20 protein-coding genes are annotated in these 22,770 nt (G+C 69.5%); 4 read left to right on the top strand and 16 right to left on the bottom strand.

All coding sequences use genetic code 11. The features are described from left to right. Positions 1-92 precede the first annotated feature (92 nt). Positions 93-1,685 (top strand): leucyl aminopeptidase, encoded by a 1,593-nt coding sequence (locus G4D83_RS02725; protein ID WP_163862384.1) that lies wholly within the window; start codon positions 93-95, stop codon positions 1,683-1,685. Between the two features lie 79 nt (positions 1,686-1,764). Here the strand turns inward: G4D83_RS02725 and G4D83_RS02720 are convergent, their stop codons facing one another. The 6 genes from G4D83_RS02720 to ruvB all read right to left on the bottom strand — a co-directional run bounded on the left by G4D83_RS02720 (position 1,765) and on the right by ruvB (position 8,825). Continuing rightward, positions 1,765-2,391, bottom strand: a complete 627-nt coding sequence (locus G4D83_RS02720; RefSeq protein ID WP_163862381.1) for a hypothetical protein — start codon at positions 2,389-2,391, stop codon at positions 1,765-1,767. Between the two features lie 57 nt (positions 2,392-2,448). Next, positions 2,449-3,684 (bottom strand): DUF4388 domain-containing protein, encoded by a 1,236-nt coding sequence (locus G4D83_RS02715; protein ID WP_163862378.1) that lies wholly within the window; start codon positions 3,682-3,684, stop codon positions 2,449-2,451. A 25-nt stretch (positions 3,685-3,709) separates the two neighbouring features. Beyond that, on the bottom strand, positions 3,710-4,795 hold the full coding sequence (locus G4D83_RS02710) for a thioredoxin domain-containing protein (RefSeq protein ID WP_420826615.1): 1,086 nt from the start codon (positions 4,793-4,795) through the stop codon (positions 3,710-3,712). A 60-nt stretch (positions 4,796-4,855) separates the two neighbouring features. Further along, the gene (lpxC, locus tag G4D83_RS02705) at positions 4,856-5,800 is read right to left on the bottom strand and encodes a UDP-3-O-acyl-N-acetylglucosamine deacetylase (protein WP_141643507.1); all 945 of its coding nucleotides are present in this window, start codon (positions 5,798-5,800) and stop codon (positions 4,856-4,858) included. A gap of 484 nt (positions 5,801-6,284) precedes the next feature. Then, positions 6,285-7,781 (bottom strand): hypothetical protein, encoded by a 1,497-nt coding sequence (locus G4D83_RS02700; protein ID WP_163862373.1) that lies wholly within the window; start codon positions 7,779-7,781, stop codon positions 6,285-6,287. A 12-nt stretch (positions 7,782-7,793) separates the two neighbouring features. Then, on the bottom strand, positions 7,794-8,825 hold the full coding sequence (ruvB, locus tag G4D83_RS02695) for a Holliday junction branch migration DNA helicase RuvB (protein WP_163862370.1): 1,032 nt from the start codon (positions 8,823-8,825) through the stop codon (positions 7,794-7,796). 341 nt (positions 8,826-9,166) lie between these two features. On the opposite strand from ruvB, the gene G4D83_RS02690 reads away from it, so the two are divergent. After that, positions 9,167-10,246, top strand: coding sequence for an MBL fold metallo-hydrolase (locus G4D83_RS02690; protein ID WP_163862367.1), 1,080 nt, complete (start codon positions 9,167-9,169; stop codon positions 10,244-10,246). A gap of 2 nt (positions 10,247-10,248) precedes the next feature. Here G4D83_RS02690 and G4D83_RS02685 read toward each other — a convergent pair whose 3' ends face one another. The 5 genes from G4D83_RS02685 to G4D83_RS02665 all read right to left on the bottom strand — a co-directional run bounded on the left by G4D83_RS02685 (position 10,249) and on the right by G4D83_RS02665 (position 15,145). Continuing rightward, entirely contained in the window at positions 10,249-11,739 is a 1,491-nt protein-coding gene (locus G4D83_RS02685) for an ELWxxDGT repeat protein (RefSeq protein ID WP_163862363.1), read from the bottom strand. Positions 11,740-12,016: 277 nt separating this feature from the next. Continuing rightward, positions 12,017-12,631 carry a Holliday junction branch migration protein RuvA gene (gene ruvA, locus G4D83_RS02680; RefSeq protein WP_163862360.1) on the bottom strand — a complete coding sequence of 205 codons (615 nt, stop codon included), beginning with the start codon at positions 12,629-12,631 and terminating at the stop codon, positions 12,017-12,019. Further along, positions 12,628-13,203 (bottom strand): crossover junction endodeoxyribonuclease RuvC, encoded by a 576-nt coding sequence (gene ruvC, locus G4D83_RS02675; protein WP_163862357.1) that lies wholly within the window; start codon positions 13,201-13,203, stop codon positions 12,628-12,630. Before ruvC ends, ruvA begins: the two co-directional genes overlap by 4 nt. A gap of 23 nt (positions 13,204-13,226) precedes the next feature. Then, complete coding sequence (locus G4D83_RS02670; protein WP_163862353.1) at positions 13,227-13,976, bottom strand: YebC/PmpR family DNA-binding transcriptional regulator; 750 nt, start codon at positions 13,974-13,976, stop codon at positions 13,227-13,229. A gap of 56 nt (positions 13,977-14,032) precedes the next feature. Next, complete coding sequence (locus tag G4D83_RS02665) at positions 14,033-15,145, bottom strand: response regulator (protein ID WP_163862350.1); 1,113 nt, start codon at positions 15,143-15,145, stop codon at positions 14,033-14,035. A 105-nt stretch (positions 15,146-15,250) separates the two neighbouring features. Between G4D83_RS02665 and G4D83_RS02660 the strand changes: the two genes are divergently transcribed. Further along, on the top strand, positions 15,251-15,958 hold the full coding sequence (locus tag G4D83_RS02660; RefSeq protein WP_163862347.1) for a hypothetical protein: 708 nt from the start codon (positions 15,251-15,253) through the stop codon (positions 15,956-15,958). A gap of 1 nt (position 15,959) precedes the next feature. Here the strand turns inward: G4D83_RS02660 and G4D83_RS02655 are convergent, their stop codons facing one another. The 5 genes from G4D83_RS02655 to G4D83_RS02635 all read right to left on the bottom strand — a co-directional run bounded on the left by G4D83_RS02655 (position 15,960) and on the right by G4D83_RS02635 (position 20,852). Continuing rightward, positions 15,960-17,333, bottom strand: a complete 1,374-nt coding sequence (locus G4D83_RS02655; RefSeq protein ID WP_163862345.1) for a sigma-54-dependent transcriptional regulator — start codon at positions 17,331-17,333, stop codon at positions 15,960-15,962. A 9-nt stretch (positions 17,334-17,342) separates the two neighbouring features. Next, positions 17,343-17,585 carry a Rossmann-fold NAD(P)-binding domain-containing protein gene (locus tag G4D83_RS02650; protein WP_163862342.1) on the bottom strand — a complete coding sequence of 81 codons (243 nt, stop codon included), beginning with the start codon at positions 17,583-17,585 and terminating at the stop codon, positions 17,343-17,345. 101 nt (positions 17,586-17,686) lie between these two features. Beyond that, a complete protein-coding gene (locus G4D83_RS02645; protein WP_205522551.1) occupies positions 17,687-18,385 on the bottom strand; it encodes an Fpg/Nei family DNA glycosylase in 699 nt (232 codons plus the stop codon). A gap of 30 nt (positions 18,386-18,415) precedes the next feature. Beyond that, the gene (gene rtcA / locus G4D83_RS02640; protein WP_163862339.1) at positions 18,416-19,432 is read right to left on the bottom strand and encodes an RNA 3'-terminal phosphate cyclase; all 1,017 of its coding nucleotides are present in this window, start codon (positions 19,430-19,432) and stop codon (positions 18,416-18,418) included. Positions 19,433-19,616: 184 nt separating this feature from the next. Then, positions 19,617-20,852, bottom strand: a complete 1,236-nt coding sequence (locus tag G4D83_RS02635) for an RtcB family protein (protein WP_163862336.1) — start codon at positions 20,850-20,852, stop codon at positions 19,617-19,619. A gap of 144 nt (positions 20,853-20,996) precedes the next feature. Here G4D83_RS02635 and rtcR point away from each other — a divergent pair, with 144 nt between their 5' ends. Continuing rightward, positions 20,997-22,643 carry an RNA repair transcriptional activator RtcR gene (gene rtcR / locus G4D83_RS02630; RefSeq protein WP_163862333.1) on the top strand — a complete coding sequence of 549 codons (1,647 nt, stop codon included), beginning with the start codon at positions 20,997-20,999 and terminating at the stop codon, positions 22,641-22,643. Positions 22,644-22,770 lie beyond the last annotated feature (127 nt).

The raw sequence follows: 22,770 nt of genomic DNA, 5'->3' as shown, positions 1-22,770 counted from the left end.
AATGATATCCAGCGCTTTGCGTGCAACAAGGTGGGCGTTACAGTCCGCGCCCTCCCCTGCATCCCCACTCCCGTTCAGGAGCTCATCGGCCCATGAATTTCACCTTCGTCTCCGGCGACGCCACCCTCGCGAATGGCGACCTGCTCGTCATCCCGCTCTTCGAGGGCGAGCTGGGTGAGGGCGCCCCGGCCAGTCTGGCTTCGGCGGACAAGTCGTTGGAAGGCCGCCTGCGCGGCGCCGCCACCCAGGAGGGCTTCAAGGCGAAGGCCGACCAGTCCCTGGTGATGCACACCCTTGGCCGCACGACGGCGGGCCGCGTGCTGCTGTTGGGCCTGGGCAGCCGCGCGCGCTTCCACCCGGAAGTCCTGCGGTTGGCATCGGGACGCGCGGCGAAGACGGCCCAGCGGCTCAAGGTGACGTCGCTCGTCGTCGCGCTGCCGACGACTCAGTCGCCCGCTGACGCGGTGCGCGCGGTGGTGGAGGGCCTGGAGCTTGGGGCGTACCGCTTCGACAAGTACAAGTCCTCCGCGCGCGAGGAGAAGGGCACGCCCAAGCCCATCAAGGTCTCTCTCGCGCTGCCCGAGGGCACCGAGAAGTCGCGCGACGTGGAGGACGCCCTGGCGCTGGCGAAGCGCGTGGCGGAGGCCTCCAACTGGGCGCGTGACCTGGTGAACGAGCCGCCCAACGCGGTGACGCCCACGGTGCTGGCCGAGGCCGCCCGCAAGTCCGCGCGCGAGCACGGGCTGAAGATCACCATCGGTGGCAAGCGCGAGATTGAAAAGCTGGAGATGGGCATGTTCCTGGGCGTCACGGCCGGGAGCACGGAGGAGCCGCGGCTCATCCACATCGTCTACACGCCGAAGAACGCGCGGGACGCGAAGCGTCCGCCGCTGGCGCTGGTGGGCAAGGCCATCACCTTCGACTCCGGAGGCCTGTCGCTCAAGCCCACCGAGGGCATGGTGGACATGAAGACGGACATGGCGGGCTCGGCGGCCGTGCTGGGCGCCATGCAGGTCATCGCCTCCATCAAGCCGCCCTTCCCCGTGCATGCCTTCATCGGCGCGTGCGAGAACATGCCGTCGGGCAATGCGTACAAGCCGGGCGACATCCTCACGTCGCGGCTGGGCAAGACGGTGGAGATCACCAACACGGACGCCGAGGGCCGGCTCGTCCTGGGCGACATCCTCACCTGGGCCTGCGAGCACCAGCCGTCCGCCGTCATCGACCTGGCGACGCTCACGGGCGCGTGCATCGTCGCGCTGGGCAACTACATCGTCGGCGCCTTCGGCGACAACGACGGCACGGTCAACGAAGTCCTCCAGGCCGCGCGCACCGCGGGCGAGGAGATGTGGCGCCTGCCGGTGAGCGAGCTGCAGAAGGACGCGCTGCGCTCCGAGGTCGCCGACATGAAGAACTCCGGCGAGCGCTGGGGTGGCTCCATCAACGCCGCCCTGTTCCTCAAGGAGTTCGTCGGCGAGACGCCGTGGGTACACCTGGATATCGCCGGTCCGTCCAACAGCCCCAAGGAGCGCGGCTACAACGCCAAGGGCGCCACCGGCGTGGGCGTCCGCACCCTGGTGGAGTGGGTGCGGCTGCGCGCCGAGACGCAGGCCACGCAGCCTCCCGAGGCCCCCGCGAAGCCGGCCCGCGCGGCGCGTGGCGCCAGGAAGTCCGCGCGGAGCTGAAAGCCGCGCCCCGCCTTCCGCGGCCCGTCTCTCAACGACGGGCCGCGCGCCAGACACGGTGAAGCGAGAGCCTTCCGACTCAGGGCGCCGCGGCCTGCGGCACCTTGCTGGGAGGGGGCTTGCGGTTCGGCAGCGGGCGGATGCCCTCGATGAGCGCATCCACGTTGAGGAGGTCTCCGGGCACCGCCTGCGCGGGCCAGGTGGCCAGCATCATCAGCACGCGGCCTTCCTGCCCGTCGCGCACGGCCACGCGGCCATGCACGTTGTCACCCACCTTGAAGCTGAAGCCCACCGCCGTGTCCGACAGCGACAGCGGCACCGGGTCCGTGGTGATGAAGCCCGGCTGTTGACGCAGGCCCTCCGCCAGTCGCTCGGCGAACTGGGTGGGCGTGGCCACCGCGGGCGCCACCTGGAGCACCACCTGCGCCCCGGACGACGCGTGACGCAGCACCACCGGAATCGCCAGGCCCTCCGGCGTGCGCTCGTTCGACACATCCAACTGCCATTCGTCGCTGGGACGGATGATTTCGAACCCCAGCTCCTCGTCCACGTACGGCCCGGACACGGAGGTCGTCAGCGCCTCCATCTTCCCCGAGCCACCCGTCCCAGGCTGCGCCGCGTCCGCCTTCACGGCCTGGCGCGAGCTGCTACAACCCACCGCGCCCAGCACCAGAAACCCCCACGCCAGCTTCCGCAACACACCCATGACCATCGTCCCCCGACCACGAACGCCGTGGCCGCGAACGTGGGCATGTGGCGCCTGCTAGGCCAGCCCTCCCTGGAGGGTGCGGTAGGTGTTGGACAAGCGCTCGGCCACGTCGGGAGGCAGCACGTTGCGCGCGGAGAACAGCGCGTACGAGACGATGGCGTCCAGCGCCTCCAGCGTCAGCGCGCGCGACACCGCCTCGCCCCCACTGGACAGGTTCGCTCGCAGCCGCGCCACGTCCACCCGCCCCTCCGCGCTCAGCACCACTCCCGCATACGCGTCCTCGAGCCCCGAGGGCGGTGAAACCAAGAAGCCCCGCAGCAGGTCCACGTCCTTGCCCGCGTCGCGCAGCGCGCGGTGGATGAGGGACAACAGCAGGTTGTAGCGCTCCTCCGCGGACAAGAGCTCCCAGGCCATGCCCTCCACCGCGGGCACGGGCGGCACGGGAGGCGTGGCGGAACGCACCGTCAGGTGGCCTGCCTGCACGCACTCCTCCAGCCACGTGAAGAACGCGTGGTGGCCGCTCTCGCGCACCGTGCGGAGGTCGCGCAGCGTGGTGCCCGCGCCCAGCTTCTGGAAGAAGCGCTCCTCGCCCGGACGAGGCCCCTTCGGCCCCGCTTCCGCGCGCATGTCCTCCGGATAGCGCCGCCGCCATCGCGACAGCTCCTCCGAGCGTTTGATTCCGGTGAGCACCAAATCCCGCGTGCGCTCCGGCAGCTTCACCACGTCCGCCATGGGCGCGGGGCCCTCGATGAAGAGGAAGCTGCCCTCCGTCAGCTCGAAGAGGCTCAGCACCACCTCCCGCACCACGTACGTCATGGCGCTGTAGAGGTGGGCCTCGGACACCAGGCCCTCGGAGGTGAGCACCTGGCCGATGCGCCGCGATGGCATCACGCGCGACAGCGCCTGCGTGAGCTGCGCCTGCGTCACCAGCCCCAGCCGCACCAGCACCGCGCCCAGGCGCTCCCAGCGCTCCGTGGACGTGGCGAAGACCACCTGCCCATCCCGGAAGGACACCGTGCGGCGGACGGCGCCGTGCTGCACGGCGAGCAACCCGCTGCGAATGCCCGTCAGGACGTGGGCAAACACTTCCTCGACAGAGAGCGTCCCGAGCGTGCCGGCCAGGAAGCCGGCGAAGCCCGTGGGCTCATGGAGGAGCACCATCCCCTCCGGCCCGTGGAACCAGGCCGAGAGGGGACGGGAGGAGGACAGGCCAGCGGCGAGCGACTTCTCCAACTCCAGTGAAGTCGCCTCGCCACCGACACGGGGCGTGGCCTTGGGTTTCTGGGCCACCGCCCGTGCCCTCCGAACCGCGTGATTACTTCTGCGCCGTCGGCTTCAGCTCGGCGTCGATGATGCTCTTGAACTCTTCGACGGGCTGCGCGCCCGACAGCATGATGCCGTTGATGAAGAACGCCGGCGTGCCGCTGACGCCGACCTTCTGCGCGTCCGCCATGTCGCTCTTCACGGTGGCGGCCTTCTCACCGGAGTCCAGGCACTTGTCGAACTTGGCCTGGTCCAGCTTCAGCTCGCCCGCGTACTTCTTGAGGTTCTCCACCTGCAGCGCGGACTGGCTGGCGAACAGCTTGTCGTGCATCTCCCAGAACTTGCCCTGGTCATTGGCGCACAGCGACGCCTCGGCGGCCTTCTGCGCCTCCTTGTGGAAGTCCAGGGGGAACTGGCGGAACACCAGCTTCACCTTGCCGTCGTAGTCCTTCATCACCTGGTCCACGGCGCCGATGGCGCGGCTGCAGAACGGGCACTGGAAGTCGCTGAACTCGACGATGGTGATGGGCGCGTTGTCCGGGCCCTTCGACGGGCCGACGGCGGAGACCGTCTTGCGCTCGGCGGGCGGACGCGGCGGCTCCGGCAGCGTAATCGTGACGTTGGCGTTCTTGCGCAGCTCCGCGAAGAGGGCCTGCGCGCGCTCCTGCTTGGGCTGCTGCGTGAGGAACTCGAGGATCTGCGGCTTCATCTGCTCGAACGTCGAGCCCGGGGGCAGTTGGCCCGCGGCGCCGTCGTAGACTTCCTTGATCTTCTCCTCGGTGGGCGCGGGAACCTTGTCGTCGATCTCCGCCTTGAGGAACGCGTCCTGGGTGATGCCGCGCTTCTTGGCCTCGGCGTCGACCAGCTTCTCCGTCACCATGCCCTCGAGGCCGCGCTTGCGAATCTGGAACTGCTGCTTCTCCAGATTGGCCAGGGGCTCCTGAACGCGGTCGTTGAGTTCCTTGTAGGTGATCTTCTGGCCGTCCCCGAAGGTGGCGACCACGGTGTCCGGGGTGGGCTCACCAGCGGCGGCCTGGGTTGCGGGAGCCTGCGCGGTGACCGGCGCCTTCTCCTTGTTGCAACCGGCGGTGAACGAAGCCGCCAGCAGCGCGGCGAGGATGACGGTGGTTGGACGCATGGGCATGAGCCCGCGACTTAGTCGAGCCAGCCCCGACCTGCAAGGAAATGCCAAACCAACTCAGGCGACGAGCGGCTCCAGCTCCAGCGCGCCAGCCAACCCCGGCAGACCCAGCTCCAGGCCCTCCACGTCGCGGCGACGCGCGGGGACAATCTCATAGCAGCTCGGGTCCGAAAGGACCTTGCGAACCAGCTTGTGATTGAGCGCGTGGCCCGTCTTGTAGGCCGTGAGGTGGCCAATCACGGGGCGGCCGAACAGAGACACGTCACCGATGGCGTCGAGAATCTTGTGACGCACGAACTCGTCGGTGAAGCGCAGCCCCTCCGGATTCAGGATGGAGACCTCGTCCACGACGATGGCGTTGTCCAGCGAGCCGCCGCGCGCCAGGCCCAGCTTCTTCAGCTTCTCCACGTCGCGCAGGAAGCCAAACGTGCGCGCGCGGGAAATCTCCCGGGAGAAGTCCCGGTCGCTGAAATCCAAATCAAACGCCTGACCCTGGATGACCGGGTGTTCGAAGTCGATGGTGCAGCTGATGCGGAAGTGGCGCGACGGGGTGAGCGAGGCCTGCTTGTCGCCATCCACCACCGACACGGGCTTGCGGATGACGAGCAGCTCCTTGGGCGCGTCCAGCTCCCGGATGCCCGCGTCCTGGATGAGGGCCGCGAACGGGGCGGCGCTGCCATCCATGATGGGGACTTCGGGGCCGTCCAGCTCCACCCGGGCGTTGTCGATGCCCAGGCCCGCCATGGCGGACATGAAGTGCTCCACCGTCGCCACCTTCACGCCGTCGCGGCCCAGCGTCGTCGCCAGCGCCGTGTCCACCACGTACTCCGCCAGCGCGGGGATGCTCACCGGCCGAGGCAGGTCCGTGCGCACGAAGACGATGCCGTGCCCCGCGGGCGCCGGACGCAGCGTGAGCGTCACCTTCGCGCCCGAGTGGAGCCCGATGCCCTGGAGGCTGGCGGTCTTCGAGAGGGTGCGCTGGTTGTAGGAAGACGGGGGCATGTCGGTGTCGCCTCGTGGCTGCTCGTGCTGCGGGACTTCCGAACGGTCATCTGGCCAGATGGCGCCGGAATCGTTCAACAGTGGTCTGACGCGACGCGCAGATTCAGCAAATGGCATGCCACGACAGTGTGACAGCCTGCCTTCCGTGGTGGGGGGCTTGGATGCCGCGAACCCCTTGGAACGGCTGGCATTTTTCTGACATCGCGGTGGGTGCCCATCGTGGCCAGCCACCCTCCCCCCGTCCGAGGGTTGGTGAATTCACCCGGAACCGTGACATTGGTGTCCGGGAATTCTTCACCGCCTCACCCGCCGCCCTGCCCCAATGACGCGCTTCGCGATGAAGCGTGTCTTCCATGCAACACGGGGGCGTCCATAGCGCAAGGAACTGGCTGGAAGCAAACACGCCCCGTACGAGCACACCCCGTGGGGGGTTGCGTCATACGGGGCGCGTGGGCGTGGGTCGAAAAAGTCCCCGCTGGGAGCGTCAGCGCGAAGGGAGCGCGACAAAGCGGTCGCGGAGGGCCTCGGCTTCCTGGCGGTCGAACCCCCTGCCCTGGAGGAGGGTGCGGCGGCTGACGGAGTGGAAGGTGGACTCGAGCGTCTGGCTGAAGCGGCGCAGGTCCTCGGCGAGCCGCGTGCGGATGCCCGGGCCCTCCGGCGGCCAGGGCAGCTCCACCAGGAGCGCGGTGAAGCGGTCGAAGGCGTCGTAGTCCGCGTAGCGCAGGAGCTGGTAGCCGCCGTCGTGGAAGTACGCGAGGAAGCTCTTGAGCACGTCCAGGGCCCGCTCGGCGGAGGGGACGTCGTCGGCGCGCAGGTGGCTCTCGGCGGCGCGGCACAACTGGGCGTACACCCACAGGTCCTTGCGCAGCCGCAGCGCGGCGTCCTGGGGGCTCACCAGCGCGTCGAAGACGCCCTCGGACAGGCCGCCGTTCGGCGCCAGCGCCTCCACCAGCGCGACGACCTGGGTGCGCAGGAGCGACGTGAAGGCGGCGGCGGCGCGAGCGGGCGCGTCCGGCTCCTTGTCCACGTGGGCCAGCACCTCGCGGCCGATGCGCTCCGACTCCTTGGCCAGATCACGCGCGGTGCGCAGGGCCGCGGCCTGGAGCACCTTGGAGCCCGCCTTGGGCGACAGCTCCGCGTGGAGCCAGGTGGCCAAGGCATGCGTCTCGCTGCGGACCAGGGCGAGCACCACCCGCACCCTCCGGGGCACCGGTGGCGTCCCCTCCGCGTCCACGTACGTCAGGTAGTGCAGCAGGCGGAACAGGCCCAGGAACGCGGTGGTGAAGCCCGCGCGCTGCTCCTCTGGGAGCTGTGCCAGCAAATCCAGGAGGCGCACCGAGCGCAGCCGGTCGTACTCGACGCGGAACTCCAGCGGCCGGAAGGGCCGGAAGTAGCGGTTGAGGACGATTTCCTTCAGGGCCAGCTTGCCCAGGTCCTGGAAGAGGTTGAGGCGCGCGGTGGGCAGTTGGAGCAGGTGGTCCAGGAGGTTGCGCAGCGCGTCCAGGTCCTCGCGCAGCACGAAGAGGCTCTCCGGCGGCGTCTCCTGGTCCAGCTCTTCCTCGATGAGTGCGCGACGCACCCGGTCATCCGCGAGCTGGGTCTCCACGTACTTGCGGAAGACCATCTTCTGGTCGCTGTCCGGGTCCTGGAGGTGACGTGCGACACGGATGGCGCGGTCCATGGCGTCGCGCACGTCCACCAGCTCCTCGTGGAAGTCGCGGGTGACGAGCGGCCGGTCCTTGGCGTCCACCACGGTGGTGAGGTTGAGGTAGCGCTCCACCGCGCGCAGGAGCATCTCGAACTCGAAGAGCAGCTCCTCGCGGCCGTCCACGGGGACGTTGCGCAGCCAGCGCTCGCGCTCGGCGAGGAAGCCCGCGCGCGACGTCTGGGAGGCCCGCATCAGGTCCGCGTAGAAGTCACGCGCGACGCGGAGGGTGGTGAGTCCGGAAGCGGGAGACGCGGGAGTGGTGGCCTGGCTCATGGCTCGCGGGTTTCAGAAGAGACTGCCCTGGGGCGTGGGCGGTAGCGGCTTCTTGAAATACTGGTAGGTGCGGTGCGTGGCCATCCGGCCCCGGGGCGTGCGCTGCAGGAAGCCTTCCTGCATCAGGAAGGGCTCGTACACGTCCTCGATGGTATCGCGTTGTTCGCCCACGCTGGCGGCGATGGTCTCCACACCCACCGGGCCGCCCCCGAACTTGTCCAGGATGGTGAGCAGGATTTTACGGTCCATGGAGTCCAGGCCGCTGGCGTCCACCCCCAGCCGGTCCAGGGACTTCTTGGCCAGGTCCAACGTGATGGTGCCGTTGCCTTCGACCTCCGCGAAGTCGCGAAGCCGGCGCAGGAGTCGGTTGACGATGCGGGGCGTGCCGCGCGAGCGGGTGGCCACCTCGTGGGCGGCCCCCTTCTCCAGGGGGATGCCGAGGATGCGCGCGGAGCGGTGGATGATGAGCTCCAGGTCCTTCGCGTCGTAGTACTCCAGCCGCTCCTGAATCTGGAACCTGTCGCGCAGGGGCGAGGTGAGCAGGCCCGTGCGCGTCGTCGCGCCGATGAGCGTGAAGGGCGGCAAATCAATCTTCATCGCCCGGGCGGCCGGCCCCGTGTCGATGGTGATGTCCAGCCGGAAGTCCTCCATCGCCGGGTAGAGGTACTCCTCCACGGCCGCGTTGAGCCGGTGGATTTCGTCGATGAAGAGGACGTCGCGCGCGTCCAGGTTGGTGAGCAGGCCCGCCAGGTCGCCCTTGCGCTCCAGCGCGGGGCCGCTCGTCACGTGGATGCCCACGCCCAGTTCGTTGGCGATGATGTGCGCCAGCGATGTCTTGCCCAGGCCCGGGGGCCCGGAGAACAGACAGTGGTCCAGGGCCTCGCCCCGGCTGCGCGCCGCCTGCACGTACACCTTGAGCTTCTCGACGACGAGCCCCTGTCCCACGTACTCGTGGAACGAGCGTGGACGCAGGGAGGCCTCGAGCCGGACGTCCTCCGGGAGGACCTCTTCGGAGAGAGTGTCGGACTTCCTCGCCATGACCATGGGACCCTATACAGGAAGGCCGCGCGTGTCGCCCACATCCTCGGGCGCTGGACCCGGGGGCCCGGCAGGCCAGGGAGCTCTCACGGTCATGATGGGTTTGCACGCCACGCCCCGAGTCATCCATGAGCCAGCAGGCGACCTGCGCCGCCCCCATGTGCGAGCGGCTTCGCCGCCGGTGAGGAGGGGTGCGCACGGAGACTGGGGGAGCGTGTGGACTGGCGGACGCTCGGGTGAAACACGCGGTCGTTGCCTGGCTTCCGCGTGGCCGGCCCGGAGAACATGGCCCCCCCGAGTCCCGTTCGTCGCGCCGGTCTTCGACCTCTTGCTGTCACGGTGAAACCATGAGCCAGAGCCCCGCGTTCCGCCCCCTGCCCTTCCTCGCCGAGGCCCACGCCGAGCCCCTGCCGGGCCCGCGTCTCCAGAAGCTGCGCCGCGCGACGCTCGAGGCTCGAGAGCGCTTCGTCCAGGAGGGCCCCGTGGCGGCCGTGGCCACGTGCGAGCTCGTCACGTTTCCATACCCCTCGCTGTTCGCCTTCAGCGGGGCGGCGCTGTCACCGGCGCCATACGTGATGATGACCAACCGCATGCAGGTGGTGCAGTTCGTCGACGCCCGGGGCGAGCGGCGCACGCTGCTCTTCAATCCGTCCGACTACGAGCGAGGCGTGGCCGCGCCATTCTACCACGCGCTGCGCGAGCGCTACGGCGGCTTCGTCTCCGACAAGGTCATGTCGACGAAGCACGGCACGGTGCAGAGCCACCTGGCCTCGCTGGGGCTGACGCCCGCGGACGTGGACTACCTGGCCTTCGACCACCTCCACATCCAGGACCTGCGCGGGTGGCTGGGCGGTGAAGGCATCTCCGCGTACTTCCCCCGCGCGAAGCTGCTGGTGCAGCGCGCGGAGTGGGAGATGGTGAAGGAGCTGCACCCCATGCAGACGGTGTGGTTCGTCCCCGGAGGCACCGAGGTGCCGGCCGAGCGCGTGGTGCTGCTCGACGGGGACACCTGGCTGGGCGTGGGCGCGGCCTTCCTCAGCACGCCGGGACACACGCGCGGCAACATGTCGCTGGCGGTGGCGACGTCGCGCGAGGTGTTCGTCGTCAGCGAGAATGGCGTGGCCACGGAGAGCTACACGCCGCTGTTGTCCGCCATCCCCGGGGTGCGCCGCTTCGCCGAGCACATGGCCTGGGAGGTGGTGCTCAACGGCAACACGCGCGAGGACTCGCTTTCGCAGTACTCGTCCATGGTGGTGGAGAAGCTCTTCGCGGGGCACTCCGCGGTGGAGGGGGCGTTCATCAACTTCCACCCCTCCTCGCTGCTGACGTCACACCTGCTCTCGCCGGGCCTGTCGCCCACCATCGTCCTGCCCGCGCCCAACTTCGGCGACGTGCGGCCCACGCCCGCGAGCCGACGCGCGGCCTGAGCTCAGCAGCCCCGCCCGTCCGAAGCAGCCCCGCCGAGGCACTGCCCGAAGAGACGCAGGGGCGCCACCCACAGCGCCTCGTCCGTCAGCGTCTCGCCGGCGAGGAAGAAGAGCTCCGAGCCCAGGCGCACGAACGAGTACGGGTCCGACGACGACGCCCCCGGGGCGATATCCGTCAGCCGGCGCGTGTTCCACAACCACCCGTCGCTCATCCACGCCTCGCGGCCGTGGAGGACGGTCTTCGCGGAGAAGAACAGGGAGCCGTCCTCCGCGACCAGACTCTCCGGCTCGCTGCCCTGCTCGCCCCACTGGAGGTCCCAGACCATCCACGTCCCCAGGAGCGTGCCGTCGCTGCGCCACAGTTCGCGCCCGCGCCAACCGTCCTCGGCCGCGAAGTAGAGCACGCCGTCCATCGCCACCAGGTTCGACGGCAGCGAGCCCTTGGGCCCCGGCCAGATGTCGCGCACCACGCGCGTGCCCGCCGCCGTGCCGTCGCTGCGCCACAGCTCTCCACCATGGCGCGTGTCGCCCTGCTCTCCGAAGACGCCGTCCGCGCCCGCCATGAAGAACACCTGGCCATTCATCGCCGTGAACGACGAGGGGAACTCGCCGGAGAAGTCCCGCACCCGCGTCGCGGAGCCCTGACGCTCCGACGCCACCCACAGCTCCGCGGTGTCCGTGCCCACGTCCCGCAGGAAGAACAGGCGACGGCCCGACGCCGTCAGCGAGGACAACACTCCCACCGCAGACTCGTGGAGAATGCGCGCCTGGCCCTTGGAGTCCACCGACCACAGCACCGCCGCCTCGGACGAGTACGTCACCAGCGCGAGCTGGTCCCCCCACGCCGTCAGCGATGTCAGAAGCAGCGAGCCCGGCCCCGGCGCGAACTCGCGCACCAGCCGCGTACCCGCCTCCGTGCCATCCGTGCGCCACAGCTCCTGGCCGTGCGCGAAGTCCGTCGCCGTGAAGTAGACCCAGTCGCCCACGCGGGTGAGTGCCCCGGGCGCCGAGCCGCGCTCGCCGGGCAGCACGTCCTTCACCATCACCGTGCCCGTATCCGTTCCATCCGTGCGCCACAGCTCGGGCCCGTGCTCGCCATCATCCGCGACGAAGAGCACCCACGACGCGAGCGGCGTCAGGAAGCGCGGCACCGAGCCCATTCCGCCCGGACGAAGGTCCTTCACCACGCTCGCGCAACCCGCGCGGCCCTTGCTGCTCCACAGCTCGCGCCCCAGGCCCTCCGCCTCCGCACTGAAGAACAGGCGCCCCGCGCCCCTCGACAGCCACTCCGGCTTGGAGCCCGGCACCTGCTCCGGTCCGCAGGCTCGGCGCGCCTTCTCCTCGTCGGTCTCTCCCGTCGCCGCATCCACCGAGGACCGGACCGACGCGATGGCCTCGCCACCCCTCACTTCAGCGGCCGGGCCACACCCCACCCCGATGAGACTTCCCACGAGAACGGACACGAGCACCGGGACGCCACGCCATGCCTTCATGTGAGCAACTCCTTGTCCTGGGTGGGGCTCCCGCCTCCACCGCTGTAGCTGGAAAGTGTCACTGCTGGCGGAACTGGCTACCCATGGTGGGAAGTGAGGGGCCCAGGCTGTCCGCCATCCTGCGACGCACGCCGACCCTTGCCGCCAGGCCGACAGAGGGCTCGTCGGACCCCGGACCGTTTCGGTTTCTTAGAGGAAAGAAGCTTGTGCGGGCTGGTCCGGGAGGTCCCGAATTGGCCACCCGGTCACAACCGCGTCGCTAAAGGTCCAGAACTCTTCAGGCACCTGCCCGGAGGGACTTGAGGGCCTCGCGGAAGAGCGTCTGGAAGGATGCGTCGGCGCCGAGCCTGGTGATGGCCAGCTCCGCGGCCTTCTCCGCCTGCGGGGGCTTGTAGCCAAGGTTGAGCAGGGCGGAGACAAGGTCGGATTGCGCCCCCTCCGACTGGGCCACCGGGGCCGTCGTCCCCCGGGAGACCGCCTCCAGGTGGACGTTCTTCATCTTGTCCTTGAGCTCCAGCACCAGCCGCTCGGCGGTCTTCTTCCCCACGCCGTGAATCTTGGCCAGGCGCGCCACCTCACCGCGCGACAGGGCCGCCACCAGCTCCGGCACCTCCATGCCCGACAGCACGCCCATCGCCATGCGGGGGCCCACGCGGGAGACACCGTTGAGCAGAAGGAAGACCTCTTCCTCGGCCCGGGTCAGGAAGCCGAACAGGTCGAAGGCGTCCTCGCGCACCACGGTGCGCACGCGCACGTCCACCGCCTGGCCCTCTGGAGGAAGCTTCCCCAGGGCCAGCGTGGAGAAGTTCACCAGGTAGCCCACGCCCTGCACGTCGATGACGGCGCTCTCGGCATCCTTCTCCAGCACCACGCCTCGCAGCCGAGCGATCATCCCGCCTCCGGGCGCCGGTAGGACGGCGCCAGTCTGTCCGCGAGCAGCGCCGCGGCGCCCTTGCGCTTCTTGCCAGCCGTGCTCGCCGAGGGGACGGCGGCGCGACCATGGTTGAGGTGACACAGCGCCACGGCCAGGGCATCGCTCGCGTCCGCGCGCCCCAGGTCCACGGCCTCCAGCTTGAGGAACGTCCGCACCATCCGAGCCACCGCGTCCTTGCCGTCCGCGCCACCGGCGCCCACCGACTTCTTCACCTTCGCGGGCGCGTACTCGAAGACGGGCAGCGACACCTGGGCCGCCGCCAGCAGCGCCACGCCGCGCGCATGTCCCAGCACCAGCGCGCTCCGGGCATTGCGGAACGTGAACAGACCCTCCACCGCCACCGCCTCCGGACGGAAGAGCGCGAGCTGCGCGCTCAGCGCGGCATGCAGCTCCTTCAGGCGGAAGGCCAGCGGCGCCTTTTCATCCACCTTGATGACGCCGTGGCCCACATGCACCAGTCGGCCTCGCTTCTCTTCCACCACCCCGTAGCCCATGAAGCGGCTGCCAGGGTCCACTCCGAGAACGCGCACCGTTCACTCCGTTCCACCGACCGCTATTGCGACAGGGACTCCATCAGCGACTCGTCTATCTCGAAGTTCGCGTGCACGTTCTGCACGTCGTCATTGTCCTCGAGCGCGTCCAACAGCTTGAGCATCTTCTTCGCATTATCACCGTCGAGCTGGACGGTATTCTGCGGCAGGTACGCCCACTTCTGCTCGCCCAGCGGCAGGCCTCCGGACTCCAGGCCCGTGGCCACCGTGTGCAGGTCCGCCGGCGCGGTGCGCACCTCGAAGCCGTCCGAGCCCTGGGGCACGACGTCCTCCGCGCCCGCCTCCAGCGCCTTCTCCAGCACCGCGTCCTCCTCGGGGCCGGGCTTGACGGTGACGATTCCCTTCTTCTGGAACATCCAGGCCACCGCGCCCTCGGCGCCCAGGTTGCCGCCGTGGTGGCCGAACGTCGAGCGCACGTCGGCCGAGGTGCGGTTGCGGTTGTCGGTGACGCACTCGACGAGGACGGCCACGCCGCCGGGGCCGTAGCCCTCGTACATCACCTCTTCGTAGCGCTCCCCTTCCAGCTCGCCGGTGCCCTTCTTGATGGCACGCTCGACGGTGTCCTTGGGGATGTTGGCTTCACGGGCCAGGCCCAGCGCCACACGCAGACGCGGATTGCCAGCGGGGTCTCCGCCTCCCAGTCGCGCGGAGACGGTGATCTCCTTCACGACCTTCGAGTAGAGCTTGCCCTTGGTCGCGCCCATCGCGGCCTTCTGGCGCTTGATCTTCGACCACCGATTGTGACCGGACATGAAGGTGTCGCCTCTGGGCGGCCTTGTCTCCCAGCCCGGGGCGCGGAGTCAAACCTTCAGTCCGGCTCCTCTCGCGGCGCCACCGGAGGGGGCTCGACGCAGGGCGTGGGCTCGAAGAACCCGAGCACTCCAGCCCCACCGCGTGCCCGCTCCCGTTCCTCGATGAAACACGCGGGCACCAGCACGCCCAGCGCGAACAGGCGCGTGGACGCTTCGTACGCCACCGCCTCCGGGTAGCGGCACTCCAGCAGCACCGCGCGCACCGTGCGTCGTCCATCGAACAGGCGCACCACTTCGCCCACGTCCTCGGGCAGCGCGGGCAGCTCCTCCGACAGCCGCGCGAAGTCCACCGTGAGCCGCGAGGCCAGCGGCAGGCCGCGCGCCCTCAGCGCATCGAAGCGCTCCAGCGCCGGCAGCACCGTCTCGCACAGGTGGGCCCGGTCCATGGAGAACGAGCCCTTGTGCAGCTCCGGCCCCAACGCCACCGCGTATGCGCCGCTGGCGAAGCCCAGCATCCGGCGGAACGCGAGGCTGCCGCGCTCGCCATGAAACATCGCGTCGACGACGAGGCCATGACGGAAGGAGAACCAGCCCTCCCCCTCCGCCAGGACGAGCCGCCCGGAGCGCACGCCCGACAGCAGCGCCCGCGTCATCCGGGGAAGCGGCACCCTCGCGGTGTGCGACTCGAAGGTCGCCGAGCCCGTCGCGTGCCCCGACTTGAGCCGCGCGAGCGACACCACGTCTTCCACGTCCACCGGACGCGTCAGGTAGTCATCCGCGCCCACGCCACCGGCCAGGTCACGGTGGAAGTCCTCCTCGTGCCGCGACAACAACAACACCGGCAGGTGCGCGGTGCGCGCGTCCGCGCGAATCTGTCCGCACAGGCCGAAGCCATCTCCGTCCGGCAGCTCCACCTCCGCGATGACCAGCCTGGGCAGCGGCCCCTCCGAAGCCAGCGCCTCCAGCGCGGCCTGCGCCCCACCCACCATCAGCGCCTCGAAGCCCGCCTCCACCAGCGCCGCCGCCAGCGCGGCCTGCGCGACCGCGTCCGAGTCCACCAGCAGCACCCGCGCCCGGCTCCGGCCTCCGCGACGACGCGCCCCCACCTCCGGCACCACCGGGGCTGTCGACGCATTGCGCTCGGGGAGCTGTGTAAGCGCGGCAGGCATGGATACCGAATTATTCCAGCGAAGCCTGATAGATTGGCAACCTGGACACAAGTCCTCGGAATCGTTGAGTTTCGGTAACAAACAGGTCGCGGTAGGGTGCGCCGCATGACGCGCTCAGTCTCCTCCTGGCTCCTGTTGTCCGCGATGTCGCTGGCCTCCGCCTCCGCCGCCCAGGAGGCGACGGCCGGGCAACCCGGGGCGGAGGGCCGCGTCGAGCAGCTGTCCGCCGCGTCCGAGGAGAATCCGCACGGGGCGGTGATTGCGCCGGTGACGCTGCCGGCCGGGACGACGTCGCTGTACGGCTACGCGGGCGCGCCGGAGATCGGCGTGGGCTTCCGGCAGGGCATCTCCAGCGTCGAGTTGGAGGCGCGCGCGCGGCTCAACTGGTTCCAGCTCTCCGCGGCGTTGGAGCTGGTGGGGCGACTGAAGGTGCTGGAGCGCGGCTCGGTGTCGCTGGCGCCGACGCTGGGGGTGGGCGTGGTGTTCAACACCGGCGCCACGTACATGGACGACCAGAACGCCTCGGGCGTGCTGCTGCGACTGTCCCCGGGACTGGTGGCGGGCTGGAAGGTGGCCGACACGGTGACGGTGCTGGGGCTGGTGGACCTGCCCTTGGACATCGGCATCTCGAAGGGGGAGCAGCGGCGCTTCCAGGCGCTCGGCGGTGGCGGCGTCGAGGTGTACCTGGGCAGCAACGTGTCGGTGCTGCTGGCGGGACAGCTCGGCACGGACACGTTCCGGGAGCGCGCGGGCCTCACCGACACGCGGCTGGGCTGGGCGCTGAAGGCGGGCCTGGGCGCGCGCCTCTTCTGACTCACGTCAGGCCGAAGCGCTCCAGCTTCTTGAGCAGTCCCTGGCGAGACAATCCCAGGGCCTCCGCCGAGTGCGTGCGGTTGCCACCGAAGCGCTTCAGCGCGTCTTCGATTTCGCGACGCTCCAGCGCCTCCACTTTGGCGGCCAGCGTGGTGGCGCCCGGGGCGCTCGCGCGAGGTCGCTCGCTGCCGGTGAAGGACAGGTCCTCGGGCTGGAGCTCGCGGCGCTCTCCGGCCAGCACGGTGGCGCGCTGCATCTCGTGACGCAGCTCACGCAGGTTGCCCGGCCAGCCGTGTGACGCGAGCGACTCGGCCGCCGCATCCGACAGCAATCTCGCGCGGCCATCCGGGCACAGGTGCGCGCACTGGTTGAGGAAGTGCTTGGCCAGGAGCGGCAGGTCGGAGGCGCGCTCACGCAGGGGCGGCAGCCGAAGCTCCACGCCCTTCACGCGCCAGTAGAGGTCCTCGCGGAAGGTGCCATCCTGGAGCATGCGTCCCAGGTCCTGGTGCGTCGCGGAGATGAGGCGGATGTCCACGTGCACGGGCAGGTCCGCACCCACCGGCAGGATGTCGCCCGTCTCCAGCGCGCGCAGCACCTTGACCTGGAGCGACGGCGTCATGTCGCCCAGTTCGTCGAGGAACAGGGTGCCGCCGTCCGCTTCCGCGAAGAGGCCCCGGTGGTCTCTCGTCGCGCCGGTGAAGCTGCCCTTCACGTGGCCAAAGAGCGCGCTCTCCAGCAGCGTCTCCGGAAGCGCGCCGCAGTTGACGGGGATGAAGGGGCCCGCGTGGCGCCGGCTCTTCTGGTGTACCAGGCGCGCGAGCAGCTCCTTGCCGGTGCCGTTCTCCCCCGTGATGAGCACGGGCAAATCACTGGCGGCCACGCGCTCGGCCAGCGACAGGGCGGCGAGGAATGGAGCGCTCTGCCCCACCATGGCCGCATCTCCCGCGGCCCGCTCCAGGGACGTGCGCAGCGCCTCCACCTGGCGCTCCAGCGCCACCCGGGCCAGCGCGCGCTGCACCACGACGAGCAACACGTCCGGGTCCACGGGCTTGGTGAGGAAGTCGTAGGCGCCGAGGCGAATCGCCTCCAGCGAGTGCCGCGTGTCACCCACCCCGGAGACGACGATGACCTTGGTGCCGGGCCGGGCGTCGAGCAGCGCGGCCAGTCCCGCGAGGCCCGCGGAGACGCTGCCATCCGGAGGCAACATCAAGTCCAGCAGGACGAGGGGAAAGGGGCGCGCGTCGAAGGCGGCGCGAGCGGAGGGACGGTCTCCCGCCTCCACCACCTCATAGCCCGCGTCGCGCAGCAGGCCTCCGTAGACCTTGCGGAAGGCGGAGTCGTCGTCGACGAGCAGCAGTGGATGGGCGTGCGCCATGGAGTGGACTCAATCCGGCAGGGGGGCCTGGCGCGGCGTACCCAGAATCTCCAGGGTACGCATGGCCACCTGGATGAGCGTCTGGGCGCACGGCTCGCAGCCACCGCCACAGCACCGGGGCCAGCGGCCCTCGGGGTTGCGCAGCAGCGGGCGCACACAGGACTGGTAGTAACTGGGCAGGCCCAGCTCCTCACTGGCGCGGGCCAGCGCGGAGTCGAGCGGCGACGGTGTGGACTCGGTGACGTCGGACACACCCGCTTCATAACAGCGGAGCGGGAGGGAGCGCAGCGGGGAGGCACGTTCGTCCTGCTGCGAGGGACAAGAAGAGGCAATGGCCTCCTCCTGTCGGGGGCTTACAACAACAGCCGCTGTGTCGGTCCGGAGGGCGTCCCCGACTCGGGTTGGCACCGGGCGCACCAGTGCGTGTTGCGACCTCCGACACGCTCGTGGCGGATGGGCGTGGCGCAGCTCGGACACGGCGCGCCGGTGCGCTCGAAGACATTGCGCCGGTGCCTCGCCTGTCCCTTCACCCCGAACAAGTCCCGCTGGGTGCCTCGCAGCGACAGGCCCTCTTCGAGCACCTCGCGCATCGCTCGATGCAGCCGCGTCAGCTCTTCTCGCGTGAGCGACGTCGCCAGGCGACGGGGGTCCAACCCCGCCTTCCACAGACTCTCATCCGCGTCCCGATTCCCCAGCCCGGCGATGACACGCTGGTTGAGCAGCACTGTCTTGAGTGGACTCCTGCGGCGCGACAGTCGACCCGCCAGGTGGTCCACGGTGAAGTCCGCATCGAGTACCTCCGGACCCAGCTCCTCCAGCTTCAGTCGCGTGCTCAGCTCGGTGGTACGGGCCACCGCCATGCGCGCGTAACCCAGGGTGTCCGTGAGCCAGAGTTCCTCATCCGCGTCGAGCTTCAGGACCACCAGACTCTCGGCTGGACGCTCACTGCCCACGGGCCGCAGCGACAGCGAGCCCCAGAGCATGAAGTGGACCGCGAGCGTCTGTCCGTCTTCCACATGGCCCCCGACATCGAGGGGACCTCCGCGCGCCATCCAGTCCTTGTTCCCCGGACAGTGACGTCTTCAGCCGCGCACCACCACCTCGCGCACCTCGCGAGACACCTCGCGCACGTCCACCTTCACATCGAGGAAGTGCGCCATCGTCTCCAGCTGCGTCACCGAATGCCCATCCAGCGGTAGCGTGCGGAACTCTCCGCCTCGCGCCAGCGCGAATAGCAGGAGCAGCTGGTCGCACAGGTGCTCGCCCACCGGTACTTCCGCGTCCAGGTAGCGCTTCACCTCGCTGGCCACCTCCTCCGCGACGACTTCGGCGCGCTTGCCTCGCTCTCCGAAGCCCGTGAAGACCTCGGTGACGTGCTCGCTCTCCACCTCTGCCACCAGCACGTTGCCCGGGCCCGTGGTGCGCTTTAGCTCCTCCACCCGCAGCTCGTCCGGGCGCCACTTGAGCAGCGCGCCCGCCGTCTCCATCTCCCGCTTCGCCACGTCGAAGGGAATCATCGCCACCACCGCCTTCACGTCGCGGCGCAGCACCCGCCCGCGCTCCAGCAACGAGAAGGGCTTCATCGACCCCGGCCGCACGTCCACGCGGAACTTCCCGCCACCCGCGGGGAAGAAGCCAGGACGCTCCAGCGTCGCCGCGACGTCCGGGCCCAGCTTGCGCAGAATCGGCAGATACGCGCGGGTGAGGAAGTCGAACGGCGGCGCCGCCGGGTTGTGCGTCCCACCCTCCAACATCAGCGTAGAAGGCTCCTTCGCGGCCAGCAGCGCGGGAAGCACCGTCTGCAACACCAGCGTCGCGCTGCCGGCCGTGCCCACCGCGAAGTGATAGTTGCCCGCGGTCAGCGCACGAGGACGGAACGTCAGCTCCTTCGAGCCCAACTCCGCGCCCGAGACTTCCGCCGCGCCCACCGCCTCGGCGGCCTTCACGCCCGTCAGGTGCTGTCGCAACAGGCCCGGCTTCGCGCGGCCCGCGCGGATGTTCGTCATCGTGAAAGGCGTCCCCGTCACCAGCGACAACGCCAGCGACGTGCGCAGCACCTGGCCGCCGCCCTCTCCCCTGGAACCATCGATGCGCAGCATGTGTGTCTCTCCTGCTTTTCCCACGCCTCACGGCCCCGCGCCGGCATTCTGACACCCTTCCCAAAATAGCGGCGCCCGCTCCCCCACTCTGGCGGCCTTTCGGCCTCTTGGGGGGAACGGGCGCCTCGGTGTCGTCATCCCGGCATGGCCACCTCGCGTGTTGGGGGTTGTCGTTGTCCTTCGGCTACCCCTTCACACAGACGACCTGCTTCAACGTGTGGACCACTTCGACCAGGTCCGACTGCGCCGCCATCACCGCGTCGATGGGCTTGTACGCCGCCGGCGTCTCGTCAATCACGTCCACGTCCTTGCGGCACTCCACGCCCTCGGTCGCCTTCGCGTGGTCTTCCAACGTGAAGCGCTTCTTCGCCGCCTCACGCGACATCACCCGGCCCGCGCCGTGGCTGCAGGAATGGAAGCTGTCCGCGTTTCCCTTCCCTCGGACGATGTACGAACGCGCCCCCATGCTGCCGGGGATGATGCCGAGGTCACCCTCGCGCGCCCGCACCGCGCCCTTGCGCGTCACGAAGCAGTTCTTCCCGAAGTGATGCTCACGCGACACGTAGTTGTGGTGGCAGTTCACCGCCGACTCAGACAACGAGAACGGAGGCAGCTCACCACTCAACTGCAACGCATCCACCGCGCCTCGCAGCATCAGCTCGCGGTTCATCGCCGCGAAGTCCTGCGCCCAGCTCACCGCGAAGACATAGTCATCGAAGTGCTCCGTCCCTTCCGGCAGGTACGCCAGGTCCGCGTCGGGGAGGTTGATATGCCACTGGCGCATGTCCTCCTTCGCCAGCTCGATGAAGTAGCTGCCGATACGGTTACCCACGCCACGCGAACCGGAGTGCAACATCAGCCACACGCCATCCGACTCGTCCAGGCACAGCTCGATGAAGTGGTTACCCGTCCCGAGCGTACCCAGGTGCGCCAGCTCCGGCCCACGGCCGATGCGAGGGTGCTTGGCGACGATGCGGTCATACCCCTCCATCAACCGCGACCACACCTGCTGATGCGAGGCCGGAGCCACGCGCCACGCGCCGACGTCATTGCGGCCCCCGTTGTCCGAGCGGCCATGCGGCACCGCCCGCTCGATGGCCGAGCGCACCCCACGCAGCGAGTCCGGGAGCTGGTCCGCGCGCAGCGTCGTGCGCACGGCGATCATCCCGCAGCCGATATCCACACCCACCGCCGCCGGCACCACCGCGCCCACCGTCGGGACGACGCTACCCACCGTCGCACCGTAACCGCGGTGCACGTCCGGCATCACCGCGACCCACTTGTGGATGAAGGGCAGGCCGCGCAGGTTCCGGAGCTGCTTCTTGGCCTCGTCCTCGAACGGCACACCCAACGTCCACGACTTGATGGGGCGACCCGCCTCGTCCGACAGCACCTCGTAGCTCACCTTGTTGCGCTCCATGGCCTTCACCTTTCGGTCGTTCGCCCGGGCTCTGTTTCCCGGGCACGGAGGGACGTAGAGCAGCCGGCGTGCCAACCCTCGCTCCGAGGGAAGCCCCTGGACATGGCTCGCCATCCCTATCTCCTGGGATAAAGTCCTATTCAAATGGCGAAGACGCGAGCGAAGCAGACGGTCGTCCTCGGGATGCTCGGGACGACGCTGGACACGGGGCAGGGCCCCGGGCGGTGGAGCAAGTGGCGGCCCACGGTGGCGCTGTGCCAGCAGGATGACCTCGTGGTTCACCGGCTGGAGCTGCTGCACCCATCGAACGCGGCGGGGCTCGCGTCCACGCTGGTGGGAGACATCCGGCAGGTGTCTCCGGAGACGTCCGTGCGCGCCACGCCACTGGACATCCGAAACCCGTGGGATTTGGAGGAGACGTACGGCGCGCTGCTCGACTACGTGCGCGCGTATCCCTTCAACCCGGAGGAGGAGGACTATCTCGTCCACATCACCACGGGCACGCACATCGCGCAGATCTGCATGTTCCTGCTGGTGGAGAGCCGGCTCATCCCAGGCCGGCTGGTGCAGCTCTCCCCCGCGGGCCGGGACAAGACGGGCACCGGCGCGGGGACCCACACGCTCATCGACCTGGACCTGTCGCGCTACGACACGCTGGCCACGCGCTTCCAACAGGAGCAGCGCGAGGGCCTGTCCTTCCTCAAGGCCGGCATCGACACGCGCAACGCCGCCTTCAACCGCATCATCGAGCGAATCGAGCAGGTGGCCACCCAATCGCGCGCGCCGCTGCTCATCACTGGCCCCACCGGCGCGGGCAAGTCGCAGCTCGCCCGGCGCATCTACACGTTGAAGAAGTCGCGAGGCACCGTCAGCGGACCGTTCGTGGACCTCAACTGCGCCACGCTGCGCGGCGACGGCGCCATGTCCGCGCTGTTCGGCCACGTGAAGGGCTCGTTCACCGGAGCGCTCCAGGACCGGCCGGGACTGCTGAGACAGGCCCACGGCGGCGTGCTGTTCCTGGATGAGATTGGGGAGCTGGGCGCGGACGAGCAGGCCATGCTGCTACGGGCGCTGGAGGACAAGCGCTTCCTGCCTGTCGGCTCGGACCGGGAAGTCGAGAGCGACTTCCAGCTCATCGCCGGCACCAACCGGGACCTGCTGGTGGACGTCGAGCAGGGGCGCTTCCGGGAGGATTTGCTCGCGCGCATCAACCTGTGGACCTTCCGACTGCCCGCCCTGAGGGAGCGGCCGGAGGACATCCCGCCCAATCTCCTCTACGAGTTGGACAAGGCCTCGGAGGCGATGGGCGCGCGCATCACTTTCAACAAGGAGGCCCAGGAGCGATTCCTGCGCTTCGCCACCTCGCCCGATGCGCGCTGGTCGGGCAACTTCCGGGACCTCAACGCCGCGGTGCTGCGCATGGCCACGCTCGCGCCCGGAGGCCGCATCACCCGCGACGTGGTGGACGAGGAACTGGAGCGGCTGCGCGCGCAGTGGCGCACGGGCGGCTCGCGCCCCGGGCCGTTGCAATCCGTGGGGGCTGGAGACCGCGTCGCCGAGGTGCTGGGAGAGACGTTGGCCCATGAGCTGGACCGGTTCGACCGCGTGCAGCTCGCGGACGTGCTGGGCGTCTGCCAGGGCGTGCGCTCCCTGTCCGAAGCCGGACGCGTGCTGTTCTCCCAGTCCCGCGCGAGGAAGGCGAGCGTCAATGATGCGGACCGCCTCAAGAAGTACCTCGCGCGCTTCGGCCTCACCTGGGCGGATGTCAGCGGGACGGTGAGCCCTGACTGACGAACCCGAGGGCGGCGCGGAAAAAGCACGTCCACGCCTCAAGGGTGGTGACGCTCGGCGTCTTCATCGGTGTTCCACGAAGAAGGGGGGGCCGTGAGCCGGACGGGCCTTCGACGGGACCATCGCC

Source organism: Myxococcus eversor (assembly GCF_010894455.1).
Lineage (GTDB): Bacteria > Myxococcota > Myxococcia > Myxococcales > Myxococcaceae > Myxococcus > Myxococcus eversor.
Note: the sequence above shows the minus strand (reverse complement) of the source record. Positions and strands in the feature narration are given on the sequence as shown.